Genomic DNA, 18,234 nt, shown 5'->3' on the forward strand with positions numbered 1-18,234 from the left:
AAATTATAATTATCGCCCTAAAACATCATCATAACAGCGTAAGGAAAGCCTACTGGTGCAAGTCTTATCGCACTTGGGATTTTAAATCCATACTGGTATCATTTGTCTAAAAAATGAAGAAATTAAAGACGGGATTACAAATCCCGACTAACTGGAAGGCTTTTGAATTTTAAAGAATTTAAAAGTATTGCTTAAGGTCTCAATACAAAGCAGGTTCCCGTCTAGATTACTGTCGACCATAAGTATTATTTTTAGCACTTCTAAGGCTTGCATGGTGCCGGCTATACCGCAAGTGGTATTGATAATACCTGAGGTGCTGCAAGTATTATTGGCATTCTCGCGCAGCATTTGACTGGAGAAGATGTCTTCGAGTTGGATTTTGCGCTTATGGTTTAATACCGTGAGGTAGGCCGTCCATTCTAAAACAGCTGCATAAACGAGCGGTTTGTTATGTGCTGCGCTTACTTGCCCGATTAAGATTCTGGTTTCGGTGTCGTCAGTGCAGTCGCATAAAATGTCGTAGCCTTGAATAATAGCTTTTGCGTTGTTTTTGTCCAGATTTTCTCTGTAAGCAGTTATTTTGGCTGTTGGGTTCATTGCTTTCAGCCGTGTTGCTAAAACGTCTACCTTGTATTTATTAAGGTCTTCGGTAGTATATAAGAATTGGCGGTGTAAGTTGGTAATGGCGATTGTGTCCTGATCGATGATACCAATATGGCCTACACCAGCGGAGGCAAGGTAGGTGGCCAGGGGCACACCTAAGCCACCTGCGCCGATGATTAAGACCCTGGCATTAAATATTTTTTCCTGACCACCTTTTAGTACCTCGGGAACTAAGATTTGCTGTTGGTATCGCTGCATTAACTTCGGTTAATTTGAGAGGTAATGGTGCTATCGGTAATTTTATCGTCCTGGGCTAAAAGAAATGCTTTTGATAGGATTACTGACAGACCTGCATCGCCTTCAAATGGGATAAAGAGGTTTTCGGTATGGTTTTTCTGACTCCTATCGGGTACAATACAAAGGTATTGGTCGTTAGGTTCCATTAGGATATTGGTGCTGCCCAGGTGAATTTTGTAAGTGCGCAATGTACCTTGCACAATTAAGAACTTATCTTTGACCTGGGCAACTTTGCTGATTTTTAGTCGCGGCAATAAATTAGTGATGATTTCTTTTCTGTTTTTAGCTACTTCTGATAGTTCGCCAAAAGAGAAAGCCGTCCAGTAATCTCTATAGGCAGGCAGGCCACCCGAATCTTGCCAGGTGGGGTCGTTACCAACGCTAGCTACGCCAACAAAGAGGTCTACATCGCGGAGTACTTCTGATAAGGGCAGTGCAGGGATGTCGATAAGGTTTTTTAACTGGTCGTTAGTAGTATCTACGAAGCGGACCTGATCAGTAGAAATGTAATTCCATATACCGGTATCATTGAATGCATCATCAGCAGCAACTTCATTAATCCAGTATTCTGCGCGGAGATTGTATTCGGGAAGATTAACCTGGGCAGACTGGTTGTAACGGCCATCGTCATAAGCACCAAGCAGGGAATATTTCCAGCCACGGGTTTTGGCGAGCATGTTAAACTGGTGCTGCTTCAGGATGTGCGATGCCATCCGGTTGCTATAGGTGCGGGTATTAATTTCAGCATCAGTGAGCAGGTATACTTCTCTATAAGCTTGCTTTAAAGGCTGCTGTATTTTCTTTTCTGTAAGGAAACTTCTCCAGTCAGTTGTTTCCTGTGTGCTTGCTAAGGCCGGATGCCAGAGCGATACTCTTGAAGTGTGCTTAGGTTCTTGTTGGTTACCTTTATTATCTATCCAGCCATCATTGATTTTAATGAGGCTTTGTTGTTGGCTGTTGTTTTCTGGGTTAGTAAAAGTCCAGATAATTTTTTCTGCTATGGTGCTTACCAAGCCGTGATGAAGAAAGTACTTTTCAAAGTTTTCATAATTCCATTCTCTCCCGGTTCTAAACAGTCTGTCTATGCGGTCGCGCTGGGCTGAAGTATTTTGGTCGATTTGTTTTTGGGTATCTTTTATTTTTTTAAGCCTTGAGGCGTACTTTTCTTTGATGAAGGCAGGTACGCTTTTTTGCGGACTGTCATCGGGCTTAACCCAGTTAAGCACTGATTTACCAACTCCGGTAATTTGAAGCGTGCAGGTATAATCTTCAAATGAATAACTTCGTTTTCCATGTTCCAGTTTAAAGTCTTCAACCGCCATGTCTTCGATGTCGTGTGTAGAAACTCCCTGCACGGCTGCGGCTTCTGCAATGTATTTTTCAATTAGCGTTTGCGTGTTTGATTGTTTGATCCGCAGTTTTAATCTGGAAAGGTGTCCAATGCCATCAAGTCCTTTAGATTTATAAAGTGTATATAAACAGGCGTTTCCGAGGCCTGCAGCGGTTGGGCCTTTACCAGGTATTTTTTTGAAGCATCGTTCGGCGAGTTTAGCGATTAGATTTAGGGTATTTTGGTCGTGAAAGTGTGCACATATCCAAATGAAACCTTTTATGGCATCGAGGTTAATGCCGCTTAAAAATTCAGTTAGCGTATAGGTGTAGCGTTGGGCACCAGTGCCGTAGGTATGCTCGGTAGAACTTTCTTTATGGGCAATCACAAATTCTACCCAGCTTGCAATAACTTTTTTGAACTTATCAGTCCCCAGGGTTTTAATCAGGGCCAGCGATTCGTCCAGGTATTTTTTACTGGGTTTTGCACCAGTTGCTTTCTGGGCTTTGGCAAGTAAATCAAACCAAAGTTGTTTTTCGGGGTTTTCCATGGCTAAAAGCATGGGGTTGGCAAATGCAGCAAAGGCATCTTCACCAATAAAAAGGGTGGGTTTGATTGCTACACTGGTTTCCTCGAAAAGAAGCTCATCTAGCTTAGCTTTTAATTTGACCACTTCTTTCGATGTTGCCTGATCGCTGCTGGTGTAGGCTTTTTTTAGTTTTATGATGGCAGCTTTTACCGCTTCACCTGGTTTTTCATTTTTGTATTGGTTTAGCAGTTGGTTAATAAATAATGCAATAGGCCACTGGTTAAAAGCAGACCATTTACCATATAGTTTTTTGGTGAAGAAATCGTTTACGATCCCAATCAGTGCACTATCACTATAATGGATTTTGGTTCTCAGGAGTTGGGTTAAATAGGCAACTCTAACAATGTTGTCTTTGCTGGAAATCGAGTTGTATGGAACGCCATCTTTTTGGGCATGAGTGTCTATTTCCTTAATGCAGTAACGCAAGAAATCTGTTTTTTGCTCATTTGTCCAGTTTTGTACCTGGTTTTGGTAAACATCGCTTGAACTGAATTTAACGTCGTAGAAATGTTCGTTTGTTTTCAGGCATTCATCTCTGGTATCGGATATGATTTTTTTAAATTCGGGGTTTTCACCCGTTAATGCTTCGGTAAGGCTGGAAGAAACTTTGTCTTTTGCACTGTTAATGGCATGCTTAATTTTATCAAATATTTTCATGCTTATCCGCCAACTAAAGGTGTTAGTTTTATAAAACTGATATTGGTATTTGCATGGAGCACTACTTTATCTTCGAGGCTTTCTGATTGCTGGTTATCTATGAGCACAAAAAATCCATTCTTTTGAAAAGCATCTAAAGCTACGTAAATCTGTTTTTCAGCATCGATTAACTTACGGTCTTTAAGTTTATAACCATTGAGCGTTTTCTCAGCATCAGTGGGTTCAACCAAGCCCCTAAAGTACTCAGGAAGTTTGCTGTTGTAGTTTTCTACTTCTTTTTTTACACGGCTGGATATAATGTCTGATACCGTTACCTCGCTGCTTTGAAATTGAAGTTCGATTTCTTGAAGAACCTTTCCGGCAAAGGTTTCATCTTTAATGGTAATGGTCATAATAAATGGTTTGATGGCGATTTAGAATTTAATTTGAATATGCATTTTTTCTTTTTGTCTGGCAAATTAAAAACCTCGCTGGCATATGTATGCAGCTTGTAAAAACATTTTTTTTCTTGCTAGTCCTGATTTGTAATCCGGATCTCTAGTTCTTTGGATTTTAAATCCATACTGGCGCCTTTTGTTTAAAAAATGAAGAAATTAAAGAGGGATTGCAAATCCCGACTAACGGAGGATGACAGTGATTGCTGACTTTTGTTTATAATACAGGATAACTTATCCTCAATAATTAAGCACAAACGTTTGCGTTTGATTTACTGCTTTAGTTGCTGTTTTAAAATAATTATTTTCAATGCTCCAAAATCGATTGAATTTTATGTTTTTTACCTGCTGTTTATTTCGATTATCTCTTGTTTCTGTAATAATAAATTTACATTCTTAATATGTTTGGTAAATAACCCAGTGAATTGTTGGCTAACCCACAGATTTTGACAATGTTGTATAGGCTTTATTAATTTTCCCTTTTTGGACTATCGCATTATATCATTCTTTAAAGTTTTAAGGTAGATATGAGATATAATCTATAGTATTTATAGGACTTAAATGCCTTGTTACAGGCAATTTGCTGCTAAACAAACGTTTGTGCTGTCTTTTTCCATTTACTTGAAGCAAATGTAATTAGCTTTGAGTAAGGTCTCTAACTAAGATCCAAACCAATCATCCTAACAAAAAAATTACAAGCTAACCAAACCAATTAACTGGTTGTGATAACCAGGTAAACTATTAACAAATTTTGCAAGATGTAACATCTTGAATGCAATGGTTCTGTTGAAATAACGGGGTAATAGAGTATTGCCCAAAATTGGCAGTTCCACTTGCTACAGGCCGTTCAGCAAAAGATAATCGGTAAAGCGTAATATCCAATTAGAAAGATATGACTGGTACAGCATCGGGGATTAAGTGCGCTGGAAATGATAGTTATTTTTTGATCATAAAGAATTGAAGATTTTTATGCATAACCCTTATACAATGAACAGAATATTTTTTCTTTTGACCTTAATTGCCTTAGTTGTTACAGATGTAGCTGCCCAGCAGGGAGGGGATATTAATGGAAGCAGAACCAATAGCCTGATTGCTGCGGCTCCCTTTTTACGGATTACGCCCGGTGCCCGCATTGGTGGTATGGGAAACGCAGGGGTAGCGGTAGAGGCCGATGCCCATTCGGCGGCCATTAATGCTGCATCAATGGCTTACCTACCCGAGGGATCGACAGGAATAGGGCTAACCTATACGCCCTGGATGCGGAATCTGGTACCCGATATGAACCTTTCTTATTTAAGTGGTTATTTGAACCTGGATGGACGCAATACTATAGGAGCTTCTTTGCGATACTTTTCTATGGGTTCGGTTAACCTTACTGATGATAACTCGCTTGAACTTGGAACTGCACGCCCAACTGAGTTGGCAGTTGATATTACTTATGCACGTAGTTTTGGAAAAGAATTTGCACTCGGTGGAAGTATCCGTTTCATCAACAGCAGCCTATTTACCGGGATAACCACTTCAGGCATGCAAACAGGACCCGGAAGGGCTTTGGCTGCCGATATATCCGGAATATACAGAACAGAGGCGATGATGTTTGGCGGGCAGGCAAATTGGTCGGTAGGGGTAAATGTATCCAACATCGGCACAAAAATGAGCTATAGCAATACCGGGCAGCAATATTTCTTACCTACTGAGCTCAAACTGGGTTCTGCTGTTGCTTTTGTTGGAAATGAAAGCAAACTAACCCTTGCCTTAGATGTAAATAAACTATTGATACCTACCCAACCCCTTTATTCGGCCGATGGGAAGATTATTAGTGGGAGAGATCCTAACAGGTCTGTTCCTGCAGGGATTTTCGGATCTTTTAATGATGCACCGGGCGGTATTAATGAAGAACTGAAAGAAATTGGTTTTTCAACAGGGCTCGAATTACTATTTAGAAATATGGCCGTATTTCGCGCAGGCTACAACTATCAGGATGCGCAAAAAGGCGATGGCAGTTATTTTACCCTGGGTGCTGGTTTTAAATATCAGATCTACAGCATCGATATGTCTTACCTGGTAACTTCCGAAAGAAGTAATCCACTGGCCAACACACTAAGGTTTGGCCTTGCCGTAAATTTTCTTCCCAGAAGGGGGAAATAAAAATAAACCAACCGCTTTAAACCAACAGGCCAATTTGACTTTGGTTGAAAAGCACGCATAAATTCCTTATTGTTTAATTTAAACCCAACCAAATGCAAAAACGATTACTCACTTTTCTCGCGATGTTATTGCTCTGTGCAATTGCAAATGCCCAAAACCCGGTCACCATTACTGCCGCCGCTTCAAAACGGCCATCGCAAAGTGGTAGCGAAATTTCGAAAGCCTATGATGGCAATCTGACCACCATGTACCACTCTAACTGGTCGTTAAATGCGATGCCAGATACGGTTGATTTTTATTTTACCGGTGTAAAAAGTATTAACAAAGTAGATTATACACCACGGCAGTCCGGGCCAAATGGTATCTGGACCACAGTAGATGTTTATTATGCTCCGGTAGATGCGCCTTCAGTTTTTGTAAACAAGCTGAGTAATATCAGTTGGGCTCAAACCAATGCAGTAAAAACAATCGACATGACGGCCAGCCCCATTGCAAAACCCTACATTGTACGCTTTGTGATCAGGGCAGCAGGAGGCAATTTTTCGAGTTGTGCTGAAATCAATTTTAGCTCAGCCGAAACGGGGACATTTGTTCAACCGATAGATTGTGACAATCCAATAGCAGAAGATTTTACAACTTATACCGATGTTAAACTAGGTATTTCAAGTGCCAGTGTAAGCCCTGCGGCAAATGGCGGGGAGGATATTACACGTACTTACGACAACAACACGGCTACATTATATCATTCTAACTATGCCGGTGGCGGATTTCCGATGAGTTTAACCTATAATTTTACCACCAATCCAACTATCGATTATATTAATTACATACCCAGGCAAGATGGCGGTGTAAATGGTATTTTTGGTACCGGCGAAATCTGGTATAAAACCACTACACAAACTACCTTAACCAAACTGATGAATTTTGATACGGGCTTTAGTTCAGCGGCATATCAAATCAGTTTTCCTGCAGCATTAACCAATGTTACCCAAATTGTGGTGAAAGTACTTACGGGTAAAAATAATTTTGCCAGTTGTGCCGAAATGCAGTTCTTTCAGAAAAACACGGCAGGCAATTTGTACACCAACATTTTTGCCGACGATTTGCATACTACCTTAAAACCCGGCGTTAACCAAACCGATATTGATGCCATTGCTTCGCCATTTTTTAAATCTTTGGCCCAATGTATTTTTAACAACAGTTATAACAGGAAATACCGCGTGCAGAGCTACGATTTTTATCCAAATCCAGGCACTGTAGAAGGTATATTAAAAACAAACGGCTTAAACAGGGTTGAAAACCCAACCGGAATTGCTTTTAAGGCAAATACCAAGGCCATTGTTTTTGTTGGCGATACCTATGGCGTAAATCCACAATTAATTGTTAAAGATTTTGGGCTTGATTATAGCGCCACTACAGATAGCTATCCATTGAAAAAAGGGGTAAACATTGTTAACGTGCTACATGATGGACTAGCCTACATTGGTTATTTTAGCGATAACCCAAATCTGCAACCTATACAGATTAACATTACCACAGGTCAGGTAAACGGCTATTACAATCCTTTAACCGATACCAACGATCAATGGACACAGATGTTGCTTAACGGAGTATATTCGAAACTGGATATTAAAGGAACCTATGTTAATTTAAACCTCAACAAAAATATACTGCTCGGTAATTCAGCATCGAGCGGTAAAGCACTGGTTGTAGCTTACGATACCATTGTGCATAATGAGTACACCCTAAATGGCCTTACCAAATATAACCGGGTACCTAAAAATCACATGTTTTTTAGGTCGATAACTGGCGATGGAAATCCCAATGCAAGTGGCGACGGCGTAAATTATCCGATAGGCGTTGGCGGAAATGGTGCTAACCTGGCAAGCCCTACCGGGGTTTTTAAAGATCCATGGGGCATTGCACACGAGTTTGGCCATAATAACCAGGTTAGGCCGGGCGCTAAGTGGATTGGCATGACCGAGGTAACCAACAATGTGAATTCGGCATGGATACAATATCTCTATAGCACCAACTATTTAAATACAACAAGACTTGAAAAAGGTAACGACGTGCCTAAAGCAGGGGCTGCAAGTTTATATGGTGGCCGTTACGGATCGTTGTTTGATAATTGTCTGGTACAGAAAAAGCACATGGAAGCACAAGGTGACGTGTTTTTAAGATTGGTACCTTTATGGCAATTGGAAGTGTATTACCAGCTTGCCGGTGCCGGGAAAAACCTGCCTACCATGCAGCAACGCTTATCGGGTACGCCAGCTCCGGTTGGGCAACCAGATGTGGCATTTTGGTATGGAGATGTATTGGAGAAAATGCGAACAACCAGCCAAACCGGACTAAGCGAGGGCCAGTTATTACTCAATTTTGTAAGCGCCACCTGCGATGCCGTTCATGAAGACCTGACCGATTTTTTTGTTAAAAGCGGTTATTTGTTGCCTATTGACCTGGATATAGACGATTATTCTGTAAAGCGGTTAACCATTACACAGGCACAAATCGATGCATTAATTGCTGCTGTACAGGCTAAAGGATATCCGAAGCCAGTATCACCAGTTCTAAATTATATTTCGGCAAATACGATAAATACATTTAAAAACCGCACGCCATTGGCGACTACCGCGGCTACAACGGTTGGTGTAACGGTTAATGCCAATACATTAAAAATTGATAATACGAAATGGGCCAATGCAGTAGCCTTCGAAACCTATAATCAAAAAGTACTTACCGATGTGGCTATTTATGGTGCCGGAGAAGCAACTACAGCAAATGCAACCACAACGGTTCAATATGGTACAGGCTCTACAAGTGTTTATGCGATTGGATACGATGGTTCAAGAAAATTGGTTTATCCGGCGGTTGATGTTGCTAACCTGCTACCAACGGTATCAATTACTTCGCCGGTTAACGATGCAGTAGTTACAGTAGGTACCAATGTTGCCATTAACGCCAATGCTGCCGATACTGATGGTACAATTAGCAAAGTAGAGTTTTATCAGGGTAGTACTTTATTGGGCCAGTCAACCACTGCGCCATATAGCTTTACCTGGAATAATCCTGCTGCTGGAAATTACAACCTTACTGCCAAAGCAACCGATAATAACGGCGGAACAAAGGTATCAGACACAGTTAAGGTGATTATAAATACCTTGCCAACCGTAGCCATTAGTTCGCCAGCAAACAACGGGGTATTTTCGGCCGGTACAAATGTAACTATTGATGCCAATGCAACAGATACCGACGGAACAATTAGCAAAGTAGAATTTTATCAGGGCAGCACATTATTGGGTCAATCAACAACTGCGCCATATAGCTTTAACTGGAATAACCCTACTGCCGGAAATTACAATCTTACTGCCAAAGCAACCGATAATAACGGCGGAACAATTGTATCGGATACGGTTAAGGTGACTATAAATACCTTGCCAACCGTAGCCATTAGTTCGCCAGCAAACAATGGGGTATTTACGGCCGGTACGAATGTTACTATTGATGCCAATGCAGCTGATACCGACGGAACAATCAGTAAAGTAGAATTTTATCAGGGCAACACCTTATTGGGGCAATCAACCACTGCGTCATATAGCTTTATCTGGAATAACCCTGCTGCCGGAAATTACAACCTTACTGCCAAAGCAACCGATAATAACGGCGGAACAATTGTATCGGATACGGTTAAGGTGATTATTAATACCTTGCCAACGATAGCCATTAGTTCACCTGCAGGCAATGCAGCGTTTACGGCCGGTACGGGTGTTACTATTGATGCCAACGTAGCTGATGCCGACGGAACCATTAGCAAGGTAGAGTTTTACGAGGGTAGTACTTTGTTGGGGCAATCAACCACTGCGCCATATAGTTTTACCTGGAATAACCCGACACCGAGATACTACAACATCACGGCAAAGGCAACAGACAATAACGGCGGAACAGCTGTAGCAGATTCGGTTAGGATTAAGATCAATGCCGTACCAGTGGTAGCCATCACTTCGCCAGTAAGAAACTCGACATTTACAGGGGCTAACCTTATCATAAAAGCCAATGCTACCGATCCCGACGGAACCATTACTAAAGTAGAGTTTTACGAGGGTAGTACTTTATTGGGGCAATCAACCACTGCGCCTTATAACTTTATCTGGAATAATCCTGCTCCGAGATATTACAACATTACGGCAAAGGCAACAGACAATAACGGAGCAACAGCTGTAGCAGATACGATTAGGATTAAGGTAAATGCAGTACCAACGGTAGCCATCAGTTCGCCGGCAAGCAATGCGGTAATTACAGCAGGGTCTAACCTTATCATAAATGCTGATGCTACTGATAGCGATGGAACCATTAGCAAGGTAGAGTTTTACCAGGGTAGCACCTTATTGGGCAAGTCAATCACTGCGCCTTATAGCTTTAGCTGGAATAATCCTGTTGCCGGAAGCTACAACCTTACCGCAAAGGCAACAGATAATAACGGAGGTGCCACAGTATCAGGTATTGTTATGGTTACCATAAATACCTTGCCAACGGTAGCCATCAGTTCGCCTGCAAACAATACGGTATTTACAGCAGGGTCTAACCTTACCATAAATGCCAATGCTACCGATACCGACGGAACAATTAGCAAAGTAGAGTTTTATGAGGGGGCTAACTTATTGGGGCAGTCAACTACTGCGCCTTATAGCTTTAGCTGGAATAATCCTGCTTCAGGAAACTACAACCTTACTGCTAAAGTAACCGATAATAACGGGGGTACCACGGTATCAGGTATTGTTATGGTTACGATAAATACCTTGCCAACGGTAGCCATCAGTTCGCCTGCAAACAATGCGGTATTTACAGCAGGGTCTAACCTTACCATAAATGCCAATGCTACTGATACCGACGGAACAATTAGCAAAGTAGAATTCTATGAGGGGGCTAACTTACTGGGGCAGTCAACTACTGCACCTTATAGCTTTAGCTGGAATAATCCTGCTTCAGGAAACTACAACCTTACTGCTAAAGTAACCGATAATAACGGGGGTACCACAGTATCAGATATTGTTATGGTTACCATAAATACCTTGCCAACGGTAACCATCAGTTCGCCGGCAAACAATGCGGTATTTAACGCAGGAACAAACGTTGCTATTGGCGCCAATGCTGCTGATACTGACGGAACAATAGCCAAAGTAGAGTTTTATCAGGGCAGTACGCTTTTAGGTCAGTCAACTATTGCTCCTTATAGTTTCGTATGGAACAATCCTCCTGTTGGAACCTATGCACTTACGGCAAAGGCAACCGATAATAATGGAGGAACAACCTTATCAGTAGTTGTAAATGTTACGGTTAGTGCTGCTCCGACAGTGTCAATTACCGGTCCGTTAAACAACACTTCGTTTGCGGCAAATTCGAATATTACCGTTAATGCCAGTACTACCGGTACAATTGTTAAAGTAGAATTCTATCAGGGTTCAGTATTATTGGGCCAATCTACAACGGCACCCTATGCTGTGGTGTGGAATAATGTTTCACCAGGCATGTACACGCTTACGGCAAAAGCAACCGATAATTTAGGCAGGGTCGCCACATCTTCAACAGTTAATGTGAAGGTAAATGTAGCACAAGCTTTGGCCGTTAATCCGGTAGCCGATGCGTTTGTGCGCGATGGCATTTTTGCAAACGCCAATAGCGGGAACTCAAAAAATCTGGACGTGAGCAGTGATAACTGGTCGTTTTTAAGAGAATCTTATCTCCGTTTCGATTACAGTACATTTGCAGGGACAGCAGTAAACAGTGCAAAAATCAGGGTATATGCTTCGCGTGTGGATGCGAATGCATCGAGAATTGTATCGGTATTTGGCCTGTCAAATACAACATGGGGCGAAAACAACATTACCTGGAATAACAAGCCGACAGAAAGCGGTACATCGCTGGGTAGCTATACTGTTAACAATACAGCGCGTGCATGGTACGAACTGGATGTAACTGCGTATATCAATAGTCAGTTGGCTTTGGGTAAAAAAATTGTTTCTATTAAGCTGGTTAATCAAGGCGCAAAAGGATCGGGTAACCTGGTTACCTTTAATTCGCGCGAGGCTGCCAGCAATAAGCCAGAATTATTGTTGAATAAGGAAGCCAGTGCAGCGAGCATGGGTGAGTTTTCGCTAAGCGACGAGATCAGCAATACGATTGGTTCGTTGTTGGGATTAAAAATTACCGCCTGGCCAAATCCAAGTACAACCGGGTTTAAAGTGCAGGTAGAAAGTCCTAGTAACGAGGCATTGCAATATAGAGTGTACAATATTGCACAGCAATTGGTTAAAGAAGCTAAAATAGCAGCAACTGATCAGCTAACTTTTGGTTCAGAACTTCCTGCCGGTGTGTATCTAGTAGAGGTACGTCAGGGTACTGAAAGAAAGGTTGTAAAGGTGATTAAGTTATAGCCATTTATTTTTAAGCTTGAGAAAAAGTGCGCCTAAAAAGGAGTGAACTGAAAGCGTTCTCTTTTTACAGGCTAAATTCAAAACCTGTCAGGTAAAACATGTTTTACCTGACAGGTTTTTTATAAAGGGTTTTGTGGTTTACTTTCGAAAGCGGTTTCTGTATGGTGATGGTAGATTGTTTTAAAATTATTAGCGACTAACATTGTCTATATTTTTAAATCTTTCGGTTAATGAGGTTGTGTATTGACGCAATCATAATACCATTAAAACTGTATAATGTGGTTGTTCTACTGGTTGTTACAAATGTGGCAAATCTATTCATCAATCCATTTCAATCATCACTTTAATTACTCCATTTTTAGGGTCAAGCCAGCTTTCAAATTCATGCTCCACCTCACTGAATTTTGTGCGGTGGGTGATGTATGTCTTCGGATTTACCAGGCCGTTTTTCATGGACTCAATTACCTGTTCAAAATCTGTGCGGGTAGCATTGCGGCTGCTCATTAAAGTGGCTTCGCGCTTATGAAATTCAGGGTGAGCAAAAGAGATATCGCCTTTTTGCAAACCAATCATCACAAAGCGGGCGCCATGAGCCATGTACTGAAAGGCGCCGTTAATGGCTTTCTGATTTCCTGTTGCATCAATTACCACAGTAGGCATATTACCATTTGTAATTTTCATTAAGACTTCGGTTACATCATCACTGAGGGCATTGATGGTATGCTCAATTTTAAACTCCGTTCTGCAAAACCGTAAACGGTCGTTGTTAATATCCAGTACAATTACCCTGGCTCCGGCAATACGCGCAAAAGCTATGGTTCCCAATCCGATAGGGCCTGCGCCAATTACCAGTACAAATTCGCCATGGCTAATGTTAGCCCTTCGCACCCCGTGCGCACCAATGGCCAAAGGTTCTACCAGGGCCAGTTCATCATAACTGAGGCCTTCGCCATGTAATAGGGAAGAAGATGGTACAAGCAGGTATTCGGCCATACCACCGTCAATGTGAACTCCGCAAACTTTCATACGGGTACAGCAGTTCGGCTTATTGTTCCGGCATGCAATGCACCTGCCACAATTAAAATAGGGGATAAATGTTACGTTTTCTCCAATTTCAAAACCAGGTGCCCCGTCTGTTTCGATTAACTCGCCGGAAAGTTCGTGACCAAGAATGCGGGGATAGCTAAAAAATGGTTGTGTACCCTCATAAGCGTGCAGATCTGTGCCGCAAATACCTATCCTTTTTATTTTAAGGATGGACCATCCTTTTTTTAATTCTGGTTTTTCTTTGTTGGTGTAATAAAAATGGCCTGGTTCTGAACAAACTAAAGCTTTCATAAATTGGTAATTTGTGTGGAATTAAATAAATTTTACATGATCAGCAATTAATGCCTGATCTTTTATAGCCTGCCAAAACTTAGCTGGCATTTTTTCTTCGGCCATACTGATATTTTCTTTTATCCGGGCTGCATTCGAGGTGCTTAATGCAATGCTGGTAACACCGGGAGCTGCCAGGGCAAACTGTATACAGGCTGATGCCGGCCTTACTTTAAACTGCCCACAGAGCGCAAAGAAATCGGTACGCCATTTAATGAGTTTCAAATCTTCTGCCGAATCTTTTACCAGTCTATAATCGTAGTAGTCTCCACCTGTAAGAAAACCGGCATGGAATACAGCTGAATTGATGATTTTAACCCCTTTTTGGTTCAGTTGTTCCATAAATTTAATGAGCTCAGGCGGATGACTTTTAATGGTCATGCTATTGGCAAACATTACCCAATCCAGGTTTACATGTTCAGCTACTTTTTTAATTGCCTGCCAGCTTTTTGCCCCCACACCAATTAAAATATTATGCTCTTTTTTCAGGTCTTGTAAAGCGCGGTAAGCTTCTATGATATCGTTATAAAGTTCTTGCTCATTTTCTGGTGATTGTGCAGTAGCCAGGTATTCATCGCAATCATGCACTGAAACCATTTTGGGTTTGTATTTTCCCAATAGCGCGTTGCCTTGCTCAAAACAATCGATAATTCCCTGATAACTGATTTTTTGTATGGCATCGTGTTTCAAATCGCGCCATACTCCTGGCTCGAAAGTTGGCTCCTGGGTTAGCAATGGTGTTCTGTACCAGCCCAGTTTATTGCTAATTACTACATCTGCAGGGTCTATGTGCAAACTTTCCAAACATTCGGCCAGCGATTCGAGTGCGAGCCCTGCTCCATATTTTCCGGCCGAATCAAAAATGAGCGGCCGCGGGGCATGTTTGAAAATTTGGTATACAATTTCTCTTTTTTGTTCGATGGTAAGTGCGGTATACAGGTTGCCCAGGGCACTGGTACCAAAAATTACCTTTGGAAAATCGGATGTCATATTACTTATTTATATTAATGTGAAGTGCTTAGTGTAATTTTACCAGCATTCAGATTTTTAATGGCGAAATAGAAAATCACAGTGAAACAGCTTGCCGGAACTAAGTAAGCTGTTTGAATATTGCTTGCATCAGAAACGGCGCCCATTATCACCGGGAAAATTGCGCCGCCAACAATCGACATGATCAATAACGAAGAGCCCTGCTTGGTTTTACCGCCCAAACCGAGTATGGCCAGAGAAAATATAGTTGGAAACATGATCGACATAAAAAATTCTACGCCAATAAGGGCGTAAACAGCTGTTTTACCTGTTGTAAGGGCTGCGGTACTAAGTAACAGTATATTGAATACGCTGTAAAGTGCCAGTAATTTTGCCGGCCTTACAAAACGCATTAATGCAGTGCCTACAAATCTGCCAATCATAAATCCCAGCAATGCGCCTGAGAGGAAGTAAGCTGCCGATTTTTCTTCTATACCAGCCACACGCTCAGAGAAGCGGATAAAAAAACTACTTACGCATACCTGCGCACCTACATAAAAAAACTGCGCCATCACACCGATAAGCAGATTTTTCTCCTTTAATATGCTGCCTTCTTTAATTAATTCATTATCCTGTTCTTTTACATCAGGGAGCCTGGTTTTCCACAATAGGATTACGATCAGCGATACCACTATTCCGATTAAAATAAAGGGTAGTCGAACAGATGATGCTTCGCGGTCGAGGTAATCGTTTAACTCCGGTAAGCTCATGGTCTTTTCCTGGGCTTTGCTTAATGTTTTTCCCGAAAGGATGAATATGCCGCCCAGTAGCGGAGCCATGAAAGCAGCAAGCCCGTTAAACGATTGCGCAAAGTTGAGCCTTTGTGTTGCGGTGGCAGGGTTACCCAGAATTGTAATATAGGGATTGGCCGCGGTTTCAAGAAAAGTAAGTCCGCTGGCTATTACAAAAATGGCAAACAAAAAGAAGCCGTACTGGCGGCTAACTGCCGCCGGATAAAATAAAAAGGCGCCGGCTGCGAATAGCAGGAGTCCGACAATGATTCCACCTTTGTAGCCATACTTCTGCATAAACTTGCCGGCCGGGATGGCAAGTAAAAAATAGGCAATGTATGATGCTGAATCGATGAGTGCCGATTGGCTATCGGTTAACTGGCAGGCTTTTTTTAAGTGCGGTATAAGTATTGGATTAAGATTTAATGCGAAGCCCCATAAAAAGAATAATGAAGTGATTAGCACGAAAGCAAATTGTTGTTTGTTGGTTTGAATCATACTGTTAAAGTTGAAAGATTTGTGTCATTGATACCCATTTTTCTCCATCTTTGGCCCATGGCAATGGCTGTTGGAATTGCCACATTAGCTTTTCCCATTCCTGTACTTTTGGGTTTGCAGCATTTTGTGCGTTCATTTCTTCAATGCTGAAATCGGAGCTGGTTTCCATTATCATAAATAACCGGTTGCCGGTACGGTAAATCTGCATATCCAGTATTTTATTATCGATGATACTTTTTCGGATTTCTGGCCATCCGTTTGTGCTTTTATGCCAAAAATCGTATTCGGCAATAAGCAATGGATCTTCTTTAAGATCGAGCGCAAAACATTGTCTGTTGTTCATAAAATTAGTTGCGTTTCAATGGCTATTATCAAAATAGCCCCAGGTATATTGGGCTTGTAGTTTAAAAATGTCCCGGACTAAGGCCCGGGACATGGTAATTTTTGGTTAACAGGTAGAATATGAGTTTTAGATAAGCTTAATTGCCCACGCCAACTTCACTTATTGTTGCATCATCAACTGATGTTAAAATTTGCAGTTTAACGTATCTTGTTTTAACAGGTGGAAAGCTGGTAATTTTTAAATCCGTGGTTTTTCTCCAGCTATCGCTAGTAATCTCCCGAAAGTTCTGGTTATCTGTTGAAACCAATAACTGGTATTGGGTAATAATACCACTATAGCCTTTTAGCTGAGTTGGCAGGTAGTAAAACTTGCTTATGGTTTGCTCAGTGCCTAAGTCGAGAATCAGATAGCGCTCTTTTTCTGGAGCGAATTTCCAGTAAGTTTGGAATGCCGCAAAACCACCGCGATCGCCAACTAAGTCACTTACCCCATCAAGGGTTACCGAAGCTGTTTTTTCATTGAGCAGGGATGCAATGGGAGATCCTGTTTTAGCAAGCCCTTCGGGTTCTATAAACGCCTTGCCGGCCGAAGTTGTAATGCCTTTTACCTCAAGGTATGAGCTCGGAACAGGCGGCTGTTGTGGCAGTGGTTGTCTTTTGGCTGGTTTCCATGTTTTTCCTATTGCTTTCAGGTGTGCCACCACTTCATCATCAAAAAGCCCGTCCCTGTTGGGACCGATGTTGATCATGTAATTGCAATACAATGGAACTACCCTTTGCAGTTTGTCGAGTGTAAAGTTTATGTTTTTAACATCTTTTGGCGAACTTGGATGCCAGAACCATCCATTGGTTAGTGTAAGTGCCATTTGCGAGGCATAAATGTTATTTCCAGGCGGATATACTCCCTTAGGGCCCTCGTAATAGATGATATCGGTTTGTAAAAGGCCATTCCCATTATGCTCGCTGATAAGACAATTGGGTTGCAATTTCTTAACGTGATCATAAATGCGTTGGTATGAAATGGCTTTATGGCCCATTTTCCAATTCCAGCCATCAAAAATAATAAGCGGAATTTCGCCATAATTGGTCAGTAGCTCGGTGAGTTGGTTCATTACAAATTCTTCCTGTTTTGCTCCTCCGGTTTCTATGCCGTTATGCCTATCCCAAATAGAAAAATACAAACAAGGTTTTAATCCCTGACTGCGAAATGCTTTTACATATTCTGCAACTACATCTCGCTTTGCGGGGCTATTACCAATATCGTATGTTGTGTATTTCGAATCCCATAAGCAAAAGCCATCGTGATGTTTGGTGGTTAATATGCCGTAAGTCATACCAGCCGATTTGCATGCTTTGGCCCATTGATTACAATCTAGTTTTTTAGGATTGAATATTTGGGGATCGTGATCGGGTTTCGCCCACTCTTCGTTTGTAAAAGTGCCCATATTAAAGTGCATCATTACGCCGAAACGCAAATCAATAAAATCTGACTGGAGCTGTTGCAGGTTTTTTTGTAGGCTTTGCTGCGCATTAACAAAGAAGTTAACTGTGCAAATGAAAAGTATTGTTATAATTTTTTTCATGGTTTGTTTTAAAAATTGAACTGCACTTAAAAAAGATGCCTCAATGTTGTTTGGTAGTATATTTGGTTAGTTTATTGATGTAAAGTTATTTCGGACGCAGAAAGAAATATCAGATTGGCTTGTTCAAAAAAAGAGCAAAATAATGGATAGGGTAAGTGTTTGATTTGCAGTGTGCTATTTGG

10 protein-coding genes are annotated in these 18,234 nt (G+C 41.5%); 2 read left to right on the top strand and 8 right to left on the bottom strand.

Going from position 1 to position 18,234, the window contains the following annotated elements; genetic code table 11:
- Positions 1-147 precede the first annotated feature (147 nt).
- The 3 genes from G7074_RS14710 to G7074_RS14720 are packed head-to-tail and all read right to left on the bottom strand — an operon-like array spanning position 148 to position 3,868.
- Entirely contained in the window at positions 148-861 is a 714-nt protein-coding gene (locus tag G7074_RS14710) for a HesA/MoeB/ThiF family protein (RefSeq protein ID WP_166209167.1), read from the bottom strand.
- On the bottom strand, positions 861-3,476 hold the full coding sequence (locus tag G7074_RS14715; protein ID WP_166209170.1) for a DUF4132 domain-containing protein: 2,616 nt from the start codon (positions 3,474-3,476) through the stop codon (positions 861-863). Before G7074_RS14715 ends, G7074_RS14710 begins: the two co-directional genes overlap by 1 nt.
- 2 nt (positions 3,477-3,478) lie before the next feature.
- Entirely contained in the window at positions 3,479-3,868 is a 390-nt protein-coding gene (locus tag G7074_RS14720; protein ID WP_166209172.1) for a hypothetical protein, read from the bottom strand.
- A gap of 1,029 nt (positions 3,869-4,897) precedes the next feature.
- Here G7074_RS14720 and porV point away from each other — a divergent pair.
- A complete protein-coding gene (gene porV / locus G7074_RS14725) occupies positions 4,898-6,058 on the top strand; it encodes a type IX secretion system outer membrane channel protein PorV (protein WP_166209175.1) in 1,161 nt (386 codons plus the stop codon).
- A gap of 92 nt (positions 6,059-6,150) precedes the next feature.
- On the top strand, positions 6,151-12,492 hold the full coding sequence (locus tag G7074_RS14730; protein ID WP_166209178.1) for an Ig-like domain-containing protein: 6,342 nt from the start codon (positions 6,151-6,153) through the stop codon (positions 12,490-12,492).
- A gap of 321 nt (positions 12,493-12,813) precedes the next feature.
- Here the strand turns inward: G7074_RS14730 and G7074_RS14735 are convergent, their stop codons facing one another.
- From G7074_RS14735 to G7074_RS14755, 5 genes are all read right to left on the bottom strand, one after another.
- On the bottom strand, positions 12,814-13,830 hold the full coding sequence (locus G7074_RS14735; protein ID WP_166209181.1) for a zinc-binding alcohol dehydrogenase family protein: 1,017 nt from the start codon (positions 13,828-13,830) through the stop codon (positions 12,814-12,816).
- A 21-nt stretch (positions 13,831-13,851) separates the two neighbouring features.
- Complete coding sequence (locus tag G7074_RS14740) at positions 13,852-14,859, bottom strand: aldo/keto reductase (protein ID WP_166209183.1); 1,008 nt, start codon at positions 14,857-14,859, stop codon at positions 13,852-13,854.
- Positions 14,860-14,873: 14 nt separating this feature from the next.
- Positions 14,874-16,127 (bottom strand): L-fucose:H+ symporter permease, encoded by a 1,254-nt coding sequence (gene fucP / locus G7074_RS14745; RefSeq protein ID WP_166209186.1) that lies wholly within the window; start codon positions 16,125-16,127, stop codon positions 14,874-14,876.
- Positions 16,128-16,131: 4 nt separating this feature from the next.
- Positions 16,132-16,470, bottom strand: a complete 339-nt coding sequence (locus tag G7074_RS14750) for an L-rhamnose mutarotase (protein ID WP_124561918.1) — start codon at positions 16,468-16,470, stop codon at positions 16,132-16,134.
- A 136-nt stretch (positions 16,471-16,606) separates the two neighbouring features.
- Positions 16,607-18,052 (bottom strand): alpha-L-fucosidase, encoded by a 1,446-nt coding sequence (locus tag G7074_RS14755; protein ID WP_166209189.1) that lies wholly within the window; start codon positions 18,050-18,052, stop codon positions 16,607-16,609.
- Positions 18,053-18,234: the final 182 nt, after the last annotated feature.

The organism is Pedobacter sp. HDW13 (genome assembly GCF_011303555.1).
Taxonomy (GTDB): domain Bacteria; phylum Bacteroidota; class Bacteroidia; order Sphingobacteriales; family Sphingobacteriaceae; genus Pedobacter.

What these genes read in the sequence shown, in the direction of transcription:
- G7074_RS14735 (WP_166209181.1), bottom strand. Translation starts at nt 13,830, where the DNA reads ATGAAAGCTTTAGTTTGTTCAGAACCAGGCCATTTTTATTACACCAAC.
- G7074_RS14730 (WP_166209178.1), top strand. Translation starts at nt 6,151, where the DNA reads ATGCAAAAACGATTACTCACTTTTCTCGCGATGTTATTGCTCTGTGCA.
- G7074_RS14755 (WP_166209189.1), bottom strand. Translation starts at nt 18,052, where the DNA reads ATGAAAAAAATTATAACAATACTTTTCATTTGCACAGTTAACTTCTTT.
- G7074_RS14740 (WP_166209183.1), bottom strand. Translation starts at nt 14,859, where the DNA reads ATGACATCCGATTTTCCAAAGGTAATTTTTGGTACCAGTGCCCTGGGC.
- G7074_RS14715 (WP_166209170.1), bottom strand. Translation starts at nt 3,476, where the DNA reads ATGAAAATATTTGATAAAATTAAGCATGCCATTAACAGTGCAAAAGAC.
- fucP (WP_166209186.1), bottom strand. Translation starts at nt 16,127, where the DNA reads ATGATTCAAACCAACAAACAACAATTTGCTTTCGTGCTAATCACTTCA.
- G7074_RS14750 (WP_124561918.1), bottom strand. Translation starts at nt 16,470, where the DNA reads ATGAACAACAGACAATGTTTTGCGCTCGATCTTAAAGAAGATCCATTG.
- porV (WP_166209175.1), top strand. Translation starts at nt 4,898, where the DNA reads ATGAACAGAATATTTTTTCTTTTGACCTTAATTGCCTTAGTTGTTACA.
- G7074_RS14720 (WP_166209172.1), bottom strand. Translation starts at nt 3,868, where the DNA reads ATGACCATTACCATTAAAGATGAAACCTTTGCCGGAAAGGTTCTTCAA.
- G7074_RS14710 (WP_166209167.1), bottom strand. Translation starts at nt 861, where the DNA reads ATGCAGCGATACCAACAGCAAATCTTAGTTCCCGAGGTACTAAAAGGT.